The 13,189-nt window shown below is 70.9% G+C and carries 14 protein-coding genes; 7 read left to right on the top strand and 7 right to left on the bottom strand.

Annotated features, from left to right (window positions below; all coding sequences use genetic code 11):
* Positions 1-21 precede the first annotated feature (21 nt).
* The 3 genes from ACFSVL_RS21250 to ACFSVL_RS21240 are packed head-to-tail and all read left to right on the top strand — an operon-like array spanning position 22 to position 1,657.
* Positions 22-489: a hypothetical protein gene (locus ACFSVL_RS21250; protein WP_378306715.1), complete on the top strand. Its 468-nt coding sequence runs from the start codon at positions 22-24 to the stop codon at positions 487-489.
* Positions 483-899 (top strand): DUF7878 domain-containing protein, encoded by a 417-nt coding sequence (locus ACFSVL_RS21245; protein ID WP_378306713.1) that lies wholly within the window; start codon positions 483-485, stop codon positions 897-899. Before ACFSVL_RS21250 ends, ACFSVL_RS21245 begins: the two co-directional genes overlap by 7 nt.
* Positions 896-1,657: a hypothetical protein gene (locus ACFSVL_RS21240; protein WP_378306712.1), complete on the top strand. Its 762-nt coding sequence runs from the start codon at positions 896-898 to the stop codon at positions 1,655-1,657. The genes ACFSVL_RS21245 and ACFSVL_RS21240 overlap by 4 nt, the downstream gene beginning before the upstream one ends.
* Before the next feature lies 1 nt (position 1,658).
* Here the strand turns inward: ACFSVL_RS21240 and ACFSVL_RS21235 are convergent, their stop codons facing one another.
* The 3 genes from ACFSVL_RS21235 to ACFSVL_RS21225 all read right to left on the bottom strand — a co-directional run bounded on the left by ACFSVL_RS21235 (position 1,659) and on the right by ACFSVL_RS21225 (position 4,756).
* The gene (locus tag ACFSVL_RS21235) at positions 1,659-2,414 is read right to left on the bottom strand and encodes an adenosylcobinamide-GDP ribazoletransferase (RefSeq protein WP_378306710.1); all 756 of its coding nucleotides are present in this window, start codon (positions 2,412-2,414) and stop codon (positions 1,659-1,661) included.
* Between the two features lie 712 nt (positions 2,415-3,126).
* Entirely contained in the window at positions 3,127-4,140 is a 1,014-nt protein-coding gene (gene cobT, locus ACFSVL_RS21230; protein WP_378306708.1) for a nicotinate-nucleotide--dimethylbenzimidazole phosphoribosyltransferase, read from the bottom strand.
* Positions 4,141-4,150: 10 nt separating this feature from the next.
* On the bottom strand, positions 4,151-4,756 hold the full coding sequence (locus ACFSVL_RS21225) for a bifunctional adenosylcobinamide kinase/adenosylcobinamide-phosphate guanylyltransferase (RefSeq protein WP_378306706.1): 606 nt from the start codon (positions 4,754-4,756) through the stop codon (positions 4,151-4,153).
* Between the two features lie 36 nt (positions 4,757-4,792).
* Here ACFSVL_RS21225 and ACFSVL_RS21220 point away from each other — a divergent pair, with 36 nt between their 5' ends.
* Positions 4,793-5,731 (top strand): cobalamin biosynthesis protein, encoded by a 939-nt coding sequence (locus tag ACFSVL_RS21220; protein WP_378306704.1) that lies wholly within the window; start codon positions 4,793-4,795, stop codon positions 5,729-5,731.
* On the top strand, positions 5,728-7,206 hold the full coding sequence (locus ACFSVL_RS21215; RefSeq protein WP_378306702.1) for a cobyric acid synthase: 1,479 nt from the start codon (positions 5,728-5,730) through the stop codon (positions 7,204-7,206). The genes ACFSVL_RS21220 and ACFSVL_RS21215 overlap by 4 nt, the downstream gene beginning before the upstream one ends.
* A gap of 4 nt (positions 7,207-7,210) precedes the next feature.
* Here the strand turns inward: ACFSVL_RS21215 and ACFSVL_RS21210 are convergent, their stop codons facing one another.
* Positions 7,211-7,855: a response regulator gene (locus ACFSVL_RS21210; protein ID WP_378307288.1), complete on the bottom strand. Its 645-nt coding sequence runs from the start codon at positions 7,853-7,855 to the stop codon at positions 7,211-7,213.
* Positions 7,846-8,940 (bottom strand): sensor histidine kinase, encoded by a 1,095-nt coding sequence (locus tag ACFSVL_RS21205; RefSeq protein ID WP_378306700.1) that lies wholly within the window; start codon positions 8,938-8,940, stop codon positions 7,846-7,848. The genes ACFSVL_RS21210 and ACFSVL_RS21205 overlap by 10 nt, the downstream gene beginning before the upstream one ends.
* Before the next feature lie 227 nt (positions 8,941-9,167).
* On the opposite strand from ACFSVL_RS21205, the gene ACFSVL_RS21200 reads away from it, so the two are divergent.
* Complete coding sequence (locus ACFSVL_RS21200; protein WP_378306698.1) at positions 9,168-9,632, top strand: phage tail protein; 465 nt, start codon at positions 9,168-9,170, stop codon at positions 9,630-9,632.
* Here the strand turns inward: ACFSVL_RS21200 and ACFSVL_RS21195 are convergent.
* Together ACFSVL_RS21195 and ACFSVL_RS21190 are read right to left on the bottom strand one after the other, a co-directional pair.
* Positions 9,616-10,854 carry a hypothetical protein gene (locus tag ACFSVL_RS21195; protein ID WP_378306696.1) on the bottom strand — a complete coding sequence of 413 codons (1,239 nt, stop codon included), beginning with the start codon at positions 10,852-10,854 and terminating at the stop codon, positions 9,616-9,618. The two genes, ACFSVL_RS21200 and ACFSVL_RS21195, sit on opposite strands and share 17 nt — an antisense overlap.
* A 51-nt stretch (positions 10,855-10,905) precedes the next feature.
* Entirely contained in the window at positions 10,906-11,778 is an 873-nt protein-coding gene (locus tag ACFSVL_RS21190) for a LysR family transcriptional regulator (protein ID WP_378306694.1), read from the bottom strand.
* A 99-nt stretch (positions 11,779-11,877) separates the two neighbouring features.
* On the opposite strand from ACFSVL_RS21190, the gene ACFSVL_RS21185 reads away from it, so the two are divergent.
* On the top strand, positions 11,878-13,188 hold the full coding sequence (locus ACFSVL_RS21185; protein WP_378306692.1) for an MFS transporter: 1,311 nt from the start codon (positions 11,878-11,880) through the stop codon (positions 13,186-13,188).
* Position 13,189: the final 1 nt, after the last annotated feature.

The following is a 13,189-nucleotide window of genomic DNA, read 5'->3' as shown; positions in this document are numbered from 1 at the left end:
AACAGCGGTAATCTGCCTGATATGTCCGGAGATCCCGCGCGCCCGAACTACGGCACCTACCCTCAAGCCCTGCAGGACCTGCGCACCGCTCTGGGCCCGGAAAACCGGTTGCTGCACGAGCTTTCCTGGGAGGAAGATCAAGCTCTGGCAGCGGTCAGCCTGGAGCTTTTCCCGGGACGTTTCGACGGCCTCCGCTGGCCGGACGAGAATGTGCTGACGCAAGCTGCCGAACCGGACTACGAGCGAGCCGCGCGGCTGCTGGGCGACCTCATCCGCCAGCACTCGCCGAAGCACGCCGACGCGGTGGTGTTCTGGGGAAACCTGTCGATCCCGACGGTGCGCCTGCCCGCCCGCCTGGCCGCCGCGAACGCGGGCGAACTGATGGACACCGGAGACGACGTGTGGATTTACCTGCCGGACCGGAACGTGCTGGTCGAGTACTGGCATTCGGGCCGGATCACCGCCGGGACGGTGCCGGTCGGATGCTGAAGTTCGCGTGCTCCCGTTTCGACACCTCGGACCTGCATTACCGGTCCGAGGCCGACGTCTTCGTCAATGTGGAAGCCGACCTGGACGTCGTGGACGACGGAACCGTCCTGTACACCAAGAAGTCGTTTCCGGTGGTCGAGCTTGCCGTGGCGCTGCGGAAGTGGAAGTCGCGCCCCGAGGCGGACCGGCCGGACTTCGAGTTCGAGTCGCTTTCGCTGGAGGAACGGTGGTCGCTGCGGATCCGCAGGGCTCCCGGCGGCTGGCAGGCGGTCGACGACGAAGGCCCGGTAGTGCGTGGCACCGCGCGTCCGGCCGCGGAGATCGACGCGGCGATTGACGACTTCGCGCTAGAGGTGCGCGCGGAATCCCGGTCCATGGAGGGCCCGTGGATTGACGAGTTCTTCGTATGAAGCGGCCGTTGACCCCGGACGAGCGCGCGGTGCTGCGCCGAGTCCTGATTGGACGCCCGTTGCTGCTGGCGCAAGTGGACCAGGCGGAGGTCGTCTCGCACTGGAGGCCGGACTCGGTGAGCGTCGACCTCGTAGTGCGGAACGCGATCCCGGACGGCGACCTGGACGGCGTTCTTCCCCAGCGAGCCATGGTGGCGGAGGCCGGCGAGATCCTGGTGTGGGTCACCGAGGGCGTACTGTCCGGTTTGGAATACGCCTGGTACCTCGACCCGCCGACCGCCCTGCCGGATGCGTCGGCGATTTCTCTTCCGGACGTGATCGCGGAACTGCCCGACTGGCTGAACCGAATCGCGGAAGAGGGCGGATCGGCACACTTCGACGAGTTGGGCCTGAGCTGGCAGGACCCCGCACAATGGCTGACCGTGCTAGCCGCGTCCGCGACGGCATTGGCCCGGACCGACCGCACCGTGGCCGTGGTCGTGCCACTGCAGCTCCGGGAAACCGTTCCGGCCCAGGTAGATTGGGACCTGGTCAAGTCCACTGTGCACGATCAGGAACCGCCGTCAGTGGCAGTAATCCAGACAGCGGCGATGCGTATCGTCGAGCTGGACGTAGAGGAACACCGGTTCCCGCTGCCCGGCGTCGACGGCGCGGATTACGCTTACGTGCGGTACTGGCGGGACCCCGAGGAGATCGCCGCTGGCGAGGCCTACTCGGGTGCCGCCTACTTCGTCCGGGACTTGCCTGCGTTGGCGTGATTCAAGCCGTCGCCAGCAACGCCGCCGCCACCGCGACCTCGACGCACCCGCCGAGAACGTCGCCGGTCACCCCGCCGATCCGCTGGACGCACCGGGCGAGCAAAACCGCCGCCGCCGCGTACCCGAGCGCGACCGCGAGAACCCCACGCCACCACGGCAATCCTGGCGTCAACGCGGCACACCCCGCCGCGAGCACGAACACCGCCGCAGCCACCACGACCGGAACCGATCCGGCGACCGTCGCGCCCAACCCCTCCGGCCGGGCCGAGGGGACCCCTCGCGCACAGCACAGCGAGAGCACACATCGTCCACACAGGACAGACAGGACCGCCGCCGCGATCCCGTGCCCGTGCGTGATCGCGCCGGTCAGCGCGCCGGTTTGGACGAGCAGCACGAAAAGCAGCGTCGCGACCCCGGTGGGTCCGGAATCGCCGCGACGCATGACGTCAAGGGCTTTCGCGCGGTCGTAGGAGGCACCGAGCCCGTCGGCGGTGTCGGCGAGCCCGTCGAGATGCAATCCGCGGCTACCCAGCGCTACCGCCCCGAGCGCCAACGCCGCGACCGCCAGCGCGGGCAGCCCGATGGCGACCCCGCCCGCGACGATCAGCCCCGCCGCCGCGGCCAGCGGAAGCGCCGCGAGCGGGCCGAGCGTCATCGCCACGCCAGCCACCCGCCGATCAATCACGCGCGGGGCCGGGACCGGGACGGTGGTCAGGGTGCCGACGGCCAGCCGGATGCCGTCGCTGAGCTGGGTCACGGCTTGCGCCCCAATGTGGCGTTGGGTGCGTGAGATGCACCCAATGTGGCGTTGGGTGCATGCGGCGGCGGAGCCGAAGCCGTGCCAGACGCGGAACCGCGGATGCCGCGGGTGCCGAACGCCGTACCGCGGGTGCCGAACGCCGTACCGGGTGCGCCGGATGCCGTACTGGGCGCGACGGATGCACCGAATGCCACATTGGGTGCGTGGGACGCACCGAACGCCACATTGGGTGCGCCGGATGCCGGACTGGGCGCGATGAATGCACCGAACGCCACATTGGGTGCGTCAGATGCACCCAATGCCGCATTGGGGGTTTTTCGGTAGCGCGGCGTGCGTTGGTTCGCTGTCGCAATGCTCGCCCGGGCACCGCTCGGGACGAGAGCGGCTGAAGCGGCTCCACCTCCGCCGATGTCCGTGAGGGGAACCCTGGGGGACTCTGAGTCCCTCAGGGTTCCCCTCACGGACCTTTCCACCGCCTCAGCCGGGAGGACCCGGCGCAGAGCTGATCCTCCATCCGCTACTGGGAATACCTCATGGGGGCGATCCTCGGAGAAGCGAACTCCGAGCCGAGTCGCGGACCAACGCCATGGGGCCGCGGGCCGAACCACGCGGCGAGCCGTCGGCCCAGCCCCGAGCTGGACTCTGGGCCGAAGCCCGGTCATAGCTACTGGCCGAGCCGTGAACCGCGCCCCAGCCAAACCCAACCCCATCACCCGAGGTCCGCCAGCAAACCCATGTCCGCGATAGCCGCCCGAGCCGCCCGCAGCGTCGGCACGGCCTGGACTGCCCCGCTGCCCTCCCCGAGCCGCAACCCGAGGTCCAGGATCGGCACCAACCCCAGCGCCTTCAGGGCAAACGCTTGCGCCGGCTCAGTCGAACGATGCCCCGCCAGCCACCACTGCTCCGCACCGGGCGCGATGTCCCGGGCCACCAGCGCCGCCGTCGCGGAGAAAATCCCGTCCAGTACCACCGGGATTCCCCGGACCGCCGCCTCCACCAGGAACCCGGCCGTCGCGGCCAGGCAGGCGCTGCCGAGGGCGGTCAGACGGTCGAACGGGTCAGTCACCGGTCGCCGGGACAGCGCCGCCGCGACCACCGCGGTCTTGCGTTGCAGAGCCTCCCCGGACACGCCAGTCCCAGTCCCGACCACCTCGGCAGCGGGCAGCCCCAACGCCGAAGCCACGACCGCGGCGCAAACGGTCGTGTTGCCGATGCCCATGTCGCCGGGAATGAGAACGTCCGCAGTGGACTCTGCGGCAGCGATCTCCCGTCCCGCCTCGAAAGCCGCCAGCGCCTCGCCGGGGGCCAGAGCGTCCTCGACGTCGATGGCGCCCGAGCCTCGGCGGATCTTGTGGGCGGTGACTTCCTCCGGGATATCCGCGGCGTCCCAATCGACCGCGATGTCGGCCACCCGCACCCGCGCCCCGACCTGCGCGGCGAGCACCGTCACCCCGCTGCGCCCGGCCAGGAAAACGCGCACCATCGCCGCGGTGACCTCGCGGGGGTAAGCCGACTGGGCCGACACCCCGTGGTCGCCGGCGAAGACGACCACGCGGACGTCGTCCAGCGGGCGCGGCGGGACCACGCCGTGCGCGGCGCTCAGCCACGCCGCGAGTTCTTCCAGCCTTCCGAGCGCGCCGACCGGTTTGACCAGGCCGTCCAGTCGTTCCAGCGCGGCGGCGCGGGCGGCGGCGTCCGGGACGGGGATGGCGAAACGCGGCACGGCTAGCTCCTCACGGAAGGTCGAGCACCCGCCCGGCGACGATGAGCGACACCCGGTCGCTGTCGGCGGACACCCGGTTGTTGAGTGCGCCCAGCACATCACGGAAAAGCCGTCCGGACACCGTTGCGGGCACCACACCGCTGCCGACCTCGTTGCTGACCGCGACGACCGGCACCCGCGCCTGGGTCCACGCGGCGAGGAAATCCTCGAGCCGGTCGTCCAGTCTGCGCTCCCAGCCCGGTTTGCCCGTCCACGCGCCGACCTCGTCGAGCACCCGGGACAGCCAGGTGCCGAGGCAGTCGATCAGCAGCGGGCTCGTCGCGTTGCGCAGCACGGTCGCGAGATCGGTGGTCTCGACCGTCGTCCAGTGGCGAGGGCGCCGGGCCCGGTGCGCCTCGACGCGGGCGGCCCATTCCGGATCCTCCGCGGACGGGGGCAGCCCGGGAGCGACGTACACGAGGTGGGGGTGGTGCGCGACGAGCCGCTCCGCGTGCCTCGACTTGCCCGAGCGAACCCCGCCGAGAACGAGCACCTTGCCGTCGTCGCGTCCGTACCGGCGGAGGGCCTGCGCCAGGGTTTCGAGAGACCCGGCGAGCCGGTGCGTCAGCTTGGTCATACCCGGCATTCTCTCCCGCGCGCTACGGTTCGCCACGTGCCACTCCGACAATCCGTCACCGCGGCCGGGATGATCGCCGGATACGTCGCCGACGCGTGGTTCGGCGACCCTCGCCGGGGCCATCCGGTCGCGGTCTTCGGCACCGCCGCTGGCCAGCTGGAACGCTGGTGGTGGGCCGATTCCAAGCCGCGCGGCGCGGGCTACGCGACGGTCTGCGCGGGATCGATCGCCGGGCTCGGCATGCTGGCCGAACGAGCCGTCCGGAACCGGCCGGGTGTCCGTTTTGTCTTGATCGCTGCGGCGACGTGGGCCGTCCTCGGCGGTCGCGGGCTCGCCGCGGAGGGGCGCGAAATGGCGCGATTGCTCGAATCGGGTGAATTGCCCGCCGCCCGGCAGCGGCTCAGCCACCTCTGCGCGCGCGACGCCACCGGTCTCGACGCGGCCGAGTTGACCCGCGCGGCCACCGAATCGATCGCCGAGAACACGTCCGACGCGGTCGTCGCGCCGTTGCTCTGGGGCGCGGTCGCGGGCGTGCCGGGCCTGCTCGGCTACCGCGCGGTGAACACATTGGACGCGATGGTCGGCTACCGCTCACCGAGACACCGCAGCTTCGGCTGGTTCGCCGCGCGCACGGACGACTGGGTCAACCTGGTGCCGGCGCGCGTCGGCGCGGTGCTGACGGTGGCGGCCGCGCCGCTGGCCGGCGGCCGCGCGCGGGCGGCTTGGCGGGCGTGGCGACGCGACGGCGGCTCGCATCCGAGCCCGAACGCGGGCCAGGTCGAGGCCGCTTTCGCGGGTGCGCTGGACATCCGGCTCGGGGGCACGAACACCTACCACGGCGAGGTCGAACGCCGGAGCACGCTGGGGGACGGCCGTCCGCCGGGGGCGAGCGATCTGCGCCGGGCGGTGCGGTTGTCGAGGCTGGTCGGGGCGGCGGCGCTGGCGGTCGCGGCCGGGATCGCGGTGGCGCGATGAGCGGGCTGCTGATCGCCGGGACCACCTCGGACGCCGGGAAAAGCCTGGTCACCGCCGGACTTTGCCGGTGGTTCGCGCGGCGCGGGGTGCGGGTCGCGCCGTTCAAGGCGCAGAACATGTCGAACAACTCTATGGTCTGCGCGGACGGCGCGGAGATCGGCCGGGCCCAGTGGCTGCAGGCGCGGGCCGCGCGGGTGGAGCCGGAAGCCGCGATGAATCCCGTGCTGCTCAAGCCCGGCAGCGATCGGCGCAGTCACGTCGTCGCGCTCGGCAAGCCGTACGGCACCCTCGAAGCCGGGGAGTACGCCACCGGCCGCGCCGGGCTCGCGGAGATCGCTTTCGGCGCGTTTGCCGAGTTGCAGCAACGGTTTGACCTCGTTGTATGCGAGGGCGCGGGCAGTCCGGCCGAGATCAACCTGCGCTCCGGCGACTACGTGAACATGGGGCTGGCGCGGCGGTTTTCCTTGCCGGTGCTGGTGGTCGGCGACATCGACCGCGGCGGGGTGCTGGCCGCGATGTTCGGCACGCTCGCACTGCTTTCGGCCGAGGACCAGGCACTGGTCGCAGGCTGGCTGGTGAACAAGTTCCGCGGCGACGTCGGACTGCTGCAGCCTGGCCTGAACAGTCTGGAGAAGGCCACCGGACGGCCGGTGCTCGGCGTGCTGCCGTGGCTGGACCGGGTGTGGATCGACTCCGAGGACGCGCTCGCCGCGGCCGGATGGCGCCACGAAGCCGCGCAACGCGGGCTGCGGGTCGCGGTCGTGCGCTTCCCCCGTGCCTCCAACGCTACGGATGTGGACGCGCTCGCGGCCGAGCCCGGTGTGACGGTGAGCCTGACCGCCGACCCGGACACGGTCGCCGCGGCGGATCTGGTCGTGCTGCCTGGCTCTCGGGCCACTGTGGACGATCTGAACTGGTTGCGTGCCCGAGGTTTGGCGGACGCGGTGACCGCCAGGGCCGCCGCGGGGCGTCCGGTGCTGGGGATCTGCGGCGGGTACCAGATGCTCGCGGAGTCCATTGAGGACGATGTCGAATCCGGGGCCGGGCTCGTCGACGGGCTCGGCCTGCTGCCGACCCGGGTGACGTTCGCGGGGGAGAAAGTGCTCGCCCGTCCGGTCGGCGAATGGCGCGGGCACCGGGTGGAGGCGTACGAGATCCACCACGGCAGCGCCGCCCCGGTGGACGCGGAGTCGTTTTTGGACGGTTACCGCGTCGGTTCGGTGTGGGGTACGACGTGGCACGGCGCGCTGGAGAACGACGGGTTCCGCCGTGCGTGGCTTGCCGAAGCGGCGGCGCAGGCCGGGATCGAGTGGCGGGCGGCCGAGGGTGCGCCGGGGTTCGCGGATCTGCGTGAGGACATGCTGGACCGGTTGGCGGATGCGATTCAGTCCGAAGTGGACACTGGGATGTTGATGGCGCTGGCGGAGGCGGGTGCGCCGGGTGGGTTGCCGTTCGTTCCGCCGGGTGCGCCTTGACGGTTCAGGCGAGTCCGGCGTCGTGCACCAGGATGGCGACCTGAGTTCGGTTCGCGGCTTCGGTTTTGGCCATGATCCGTCCCAAGTGGACCTTCACGGTCGCCTCGCTGAGCCCGAGCGCCCGGGCGATCTCGGCGTTGCTCGAACCCTGTGCGACGGCCACCGCGACCTCGCGTTCGCGGGGCGTCAGCGGTTCAAGGCGGGTGCGGGCGGACGTCGGGGTGGCGGCGGTGGCGAAGTGAGTCAGCAGCCGTCGCGTGATCGACGGGGACAGCATCGCCTCGCCGCTGCCCACCACGTGCATCGCTTTGACCAGTTCGCGCGGCGGGGTGTCCTTGAGCAGGAAACCCGTGGCACCGTGGCGAAGCGCCTCGTGCACGTACTCGTCGAGGTCGAACGTCGTCAGCACCACCACCGCGGGCGCGTCCGGTTCGGCGGTCACCAGGCGGGTCACCTCCAGGCCGTCGACCTCGGGCATCTGCACGTCGGTGAGCACGAGGTCCGGCCGGTGCTGGCGGACCAGCGCCAGCACCTCGCGGCCGTCACCTGCCTCCGCGACGACCTCGATCCCCGGATCGGACTCCAGGATCATCCGGATGCCGCTGCGCACGAGCACCTCGTCGTCGATCAGCAGGACCTTCAGCACGATTCCTCCGCTCGCAACGGGAACGCGGCCCGCACCCGGTAGCTGCCCGCGCCGTCCGGACCGGCGTGGAGCGTCCCGCCGGTCAGCGTGACGCGTTCCCGCATGCCGATCACCCCGTAGCCCGCGCCGGGCAGCCCGGCCGAATCGGCGAGCGGGTTGGCCACCTCGACCACCAGATCGTCGCCGGAGGCGGCCAGCCGCACGTCGATCACCGTTCCCGGCGCGTGTTTCACGGCGTTGGTGAGCGCTTCCTGCACGATCCGGTAGGCCGCGCGCCCGACCGGATCGGGCACGTCCGGCATCGGATCCGGCAGGCTGGCGCGCACCTGGGCGCCGGCGGCGGCGAGGTCGTCGGCGAGCTGGCGGACCCCGCTCAGCGTCGGATCGGGCAGCGCGCGCGGCTCGGGACCGTCGTCGCGGAGCACCTGCAGGATGTCGCGCAATTCGTTGAGCGCGGCGGAACTCGATTCGCGGATCACCTCGGCGAGCTGCGCGGTCTCGGCGTCCTTCGCCCGCACGGAAAGCGCGCCCGCCTGCAGCGCGACAATGCTGACCCGGTGCGCGACGACGTCGTGCATTTCGCGCGCGATCCGCCGCCGCTCGGCCGTCACGGCCCGCTCGCCGAGCAGGTCGCGCTCGCGTTCGGCCTGCTCCGCGCGGTCGCGCAGGGCGGCGAGCAAGGCCGCGCGCTGGTGCATCCACAGCCCGGCCAGCGTCGGCACGGCGATCATCCCCACGAGGGCGAAGCCGAGCGACTTCCAGTCCTCCCCGGTCGACAGCCGGGAGAACGAGGCCATCAGCCCGGCTTCCGCCAGCACGGCGACCGCGGTCGGCCAGCGGAGCCCGCGCAGCGAAGCGACGGTGTAGAGGGTGACGGTGGTGGCCCACAGGGGCGGGGTGGCGAGCGCGACGCCGACCGACACCAGCATCGTGATCAGCGGGAACCGCCGCCGCAGCAGCACCGCCACGAACGTCGCCGCGACCGCGATCGGCCAGAACCACGGATGGCTCGCGTCCGGCAGGTCGCCGGCCAGCGTGAGGCCGAGCACGGCGAGCGCCACAGCCAGGTCGATCAGGTGGTTGCGCACCAGGCCACCGTAGGGCAGGGGGTCGTGAGTGTTCATGCCGGTTAGAACCGGCATCGCCGCTCACGACCCCCCTCCGCACAGCCGGGCAGGAGCCGCCGGAGCGATCGGCGGTGCCACGGCCGCATCCAGAACCGCTCGGCGTCCACCTCGTCCCACAGACCGCCGTGGACCAGGAGAAACGTGCTCGTCATGGCGCGCTCCAGGTGCCGAGGGGCTATTCTCCGATCGTGTCTTACGCCGTCGATTTCACCACCGTATCGACCGTCGGCCTGGAGTCCTCTCCGGTCGCGGACGCGCTCGCCGGGCTGCGGGCCAATGAGGCGCGCTACTTCAAGAACAAGTACGACCACGTCTTCACCGTCGAGCCCGCGACCGAGGCCAGGGCCACCGTCGACTGGGTGCACCGGATTCTCCGAGAGGAGCGCGACCTGGTCATTTCCTCGCGGCCGCTGGAGGCCACCGAATTCGAGGTCGATGGCATCCGGATGGCGTACGTCTTCTACGAGAGCGGCCTCTCGATCAACGTCATGTACACCCTCGAAGAGTCCGGCAAGCGCGCCGTCGGGTTCAAGCTCTCCGACGGCATGGACGTTCCCGAAGAACTCGCCGGCACGTTCAAGTTCGCGCGGCAGAAGTCGAAGCTGGCCGGGACGATTCGCGGGTCCTACTTCGTCATCAAGAACGAGTACTGACCCGAAGCGCGGCGCTGCGCAGGCACAGCAGCAAAGGCAGCGAACCGTCGTCGCGCAGCCGGGCGGGCAGCGCGCTCGCGTCGATCAGCGGTACGCCGTCGGTCAGTTCTTGGCCCAGCGCGGCCAGATCGACTTCCAGGACGGTGACTCCGGCGCTGTAGAGCCGCTCCGCGCTCTTCGTCCGGCGGCTGGTCAACTCGGCGCTGTCGACGGACAGCTGGGTGACGCCGAAGAACTCCGGTTTCGCGCCCCGTTCGAGCCAGCGGGCGAAGCCGGTCAGCCGGGTCGACGAGATCTCGTCCGGGCGGACGGCGGCTTCCTCGCACAGCTCGCGTTCCATACCGGCGGACACCGCGGTGTGCAGGTTTCGCCGGGTTCCTCCTTGCGGCGTAAGGAGATCCTGCGGTTCGAGGCTGCCGCTTCCGGACGGGGCGAGCAGCAGTCCACTGGCCGAGTTCCGGGCCGACTGGCGGACGACGACGAGCAGGCCGTCGGAGGTGAACGCGATCGTGGACACCCCGATGAGATCGGCGAGCGTGCTCGCGGCGAGGCTGCGCAGGGCGCCGGACGAGTCGGTCAGTTCCTCGTGGCGCAGGTCGTACTCGCGGCCGTCGGCGGTGTTCGTGATGCGCAGCGACGCCAGTTCGTTGCTGCAGACGGCGTCGAAGAACCGGGCGCGATGCAGGGCGATCGGTGCCGGGCGCGCGCCGGACGCGGGCAGCGGTTCGCCGCGCATGCCGATGATCGGGCCGTTGAACAGCAGCCGTCCGCGCGCTCGCAGCGGCAGCACGTGCGGAGCGGTGGCTTTCAGCTTCGCGGGCAGCCGGTACGGGTCCTCGGCGAGGGTGATGCTAAATGTGCTTTCGGTGAGCGCCGCGTCGATGCCGTCGCTGACCAATGCGGTGCCACGGGCGGGAATCGCCACGTACTGCGAGTCGGGATAGGCGCGCGGCGGCGGTGTTTCGGCGATCGGGAACGGCGCGGCGATCGCGGTGAACTCGTAGCCCGCCCAGCGTTTCCGCAGCAGGCGGATGTCTCGTACGAGGGTCAGCAGGCCGAGCAGGAGCGCGACGATCGACACGGCGACGCCGAACGCGCTCGGCAGGATCGTGACCGCTCCGAGCACGACGCCGAGCGCGGACACCGCGACCGGCCATTCCCCGGCTCCGACGAAGAAGAGATAGTCGGCCGTGGCCCGGGCCCGGCGGGTCAGTTTTCCCATCGCCGCACTGTTTAGCACGGATCCGTCCGGCGGTCGGCCCGCTTTCGGGAATCAGGCCAGTGCACCACGGAACTCCCGCAGTCCTTCGATCAACGCCAGAATCGACGGCCGGGCGTAGTGATCCGGCCGCCAGCCCGCGTACAGCGGCACGGTCAGCCGCCCGTCGGCGGTCTCAATCGGGATGGCCCGCGGGCCGAACCGGACCAGGTCGGTCACCAGGCACACCTCGCCACGACCGGCCGCGCGGGCCTGCGCGACGCTGGGGGAGCCGGTCTCGTTCAGCTCCGCCGGCACGAGCCCGGCCCGGTGGAACGCCTCGTCCACGACCAGCCGCGCCGCGTTGCTGCGGTTCATCACCAGCAACGGCTCGGTGGCCAGCTCTGTCAGCGGGATCGACTTCGCCTCGTACCAGCGGTGATCCGGCCGTACCTGCGCGCTGACCAGTACCCGGCCCAGTGCGGCGGTTTCCAGCTGCGCGGGCGGCGGGGACGTCGAGATGCCGAGGTCGGCGCTGCTGTGCAGGAGCCGGTCGAAAACCTGGTCGGGCGCGACCGGAAACGCGTCCCGCAGCACCGGCCCGGCCTTGCCGGTGGCCATGAACGGGGCCAGCAGGCTGTCCACCGTGCTCGGCGGCGCGACGAGGGTGAGCGGAGTGTCTTCGGTGCGGCCGATCGCGGCCATCACCGCGCCCGCCTCCTCGGCGCGGCGCACCAGGTCCTGGGCGATCGGCACGAAGCGGGTGCCCGCCGCGCTGAGCGTCAGCGAACCCGGCGAGCGCGAGAACAGCGCCACCCCGAGTTCGGTTTCCAGCGCCCGCAGCTGCCGCGACAGCGACGGCTGCGCGACCCGGACCGCGCGCGCCGCGGCGGTGACCGAGCCCTCGCGGACGACGGCCAGGAAATAACGCACCACGCGCAGTTCCACGCTATGCCTCCGAGGTATCGGAATCGGTCCGGATAGGTATTGGACAGCATAGGTCCCGGGACGAAGACTCTGGGGAACACCGCCGCCAGGGAGTAGCCCATGAATCACGCCGCCGCACCGACTGCCGGGCGCCGGGCCGCGCTCGCCTCCTTCGCCGGCACGGCGATCGAGTGGTACGACTTTTACCTTTACGGGACCGCCTCCGCGCTGGTCTTCGGCAAGCTCTTCTTCCCGGAGCTGAACCCGGCGACCGGCGTGCTCGCCGCGTTCGGCACGTTCTGGGTCGGCTTCCTCGCCCGGCCGCTGGGCGGGATCGTGTTCGGGCATCTCGGCGACCGGGTCGGGCGCAAGAACACGCTGGTCGTGACGCTGCTGCTGATGGGTTTCGCGACCTTCGCGGTCGGGCTGCTGCCGACCTACGCCAAGATCGGCATCGCCGCGCCGTTGCTGCTCGTCGTGCTCCGGGCGGTGCAGGGCGTCGCGGTCGGCGGCGAGTGGGGCGGCGCGGTCGTGCTCGCCGCGGAGAACGCGCCCGCCGGACGCGGTTCGTACTTCGCGATGTTCGCGCAGCAGGGCTCGCCCGCCGGGTCGATTCTGTCCACAGTGGTCTTCCTGGCGGTCAGCGCACTGCCCGACGAGCAGTTCCTGACCTGGGGCTGGCGGGTGCCGTTCCTGTTGTCCGGCGTGCTTGTCGCGCTGGGGCTGGTGATCCGGCTGAAGGTCGAGGAACCGGCGGCGTTCGTGCGGGCCAAGGCGAACGCGGCCGTCGCGAAGGTGCCGCTGGTCGAGGTGCTGCGGACGGCCTGGCGTACTGTGCTGCTCGGCATCGGCGCGAGCATCATGGGCATCGCGGCCGCGTACTTCAGCAACACCTTCGTCCTCGCCTGGTCCACGAACGAACTCGGCATCGGCCGCCAGACGATGCTGTACGTGCTGCTCGGCGTGTCCGTCGTGCAGTTCTGCTGGCAGCCGTTCGCGGCGCGGCTGGCCGAACGCTTCGGCGAAACCCGGTTCATGGCCGTTTCGCTGGCAGGCAACATCGTGGTGACGGTGCCGATGTACCTGCTGATCGCGTCCGGCGACGCGGGACTGGCGTTCGTTGGCATCGCGGTCGCGACCGTGTTCGGTTCCGGCTATTACGCGGTGCTCGCCGGATTCCTCACCCGCGGGTTCCCGATCCATCTGCGCTACACCGGAATCTCGCTGTCCTACCAGCTGTGCAGCACGATCTTCGGCGGCACCACGCCGTTCATCGCGCAAGCACTGCTCAACGCGACGCACGGCGCGATCTGGCCGGTCGTGATCTACCACGTCGCGCTGCTCGCGCTGACCCTGACCTGTGTGCTCGCGCTGGCCCGCCGGACCGCGGCCGTCGCCGAAGCCGAGAAAATCCCGACCCGACAAGGATGAG

The organism is Amycolatopsis silviterrae, assembly GCF_042684085.1.
Lineage (GTDB): Bacteria > Actinomycetota > Actinomycetes > Mycobacteriales > Pseudonocardiaceae > Amycolatopsis > Amycolatopsis silviterrae.
The sequence above is the reverse complement of the archived record's forward strand: the minus strand, read 5'-3'. Positions and strand labels throughout refer to the sequence as shown.

Coding starts and splice junctions, on each gene's coding strand:
- ACFSVL_RS21250 (WP_378306715.1), top strand. CDS start 22: ATGTCCGGAGATCCCGCGCGCCCGAACTACGGCACCTACCCTCAAGCC.
- ACFSVL_RS21245 (WP_378306713.1), top strand. CDS start 483: ATGCTGAAGTTCGCGTGCTCCCGTTTCGACACCTCGGACCTGCATTAC.
- ACFSVL_RS21240 (WP_378306712.1), top strand. CDS start 896: ATGAAGCGGCCGTTGACCCCGGACGAGCGCGCGGTGCTGCGCCGAGTC.
- ACFSVL_RS21225 (WP_378306706.1), bottom strand. CDS start 4,756: ATGACCAAGCTGACGCACCGGCTCGCCGGGTCTCTCGAAACCCTGGCG.
- ACFSVL_RS21215 (WP_378306702.1), top strand. CDS start 5,728: ATGAGCGGGCTGCTGATCGCCGGGACCACCTCGGACGCCGGGAAAAGC.
- ACFSVL_RS21195 (WP_378306696.1), bottom strand. CDS start 10,854: ATGGGAAAACTGACCCGCCGGGCCCGGGCCACGGCCGACTATCTCTTC.
- ACFSVL_RS21185 (WP_378306692.1), top strand. CDS start 11,878: ATGAATCACGCCGCCGCACCGACTGCCGGGCGCCGGGCCGCGCTCGCC.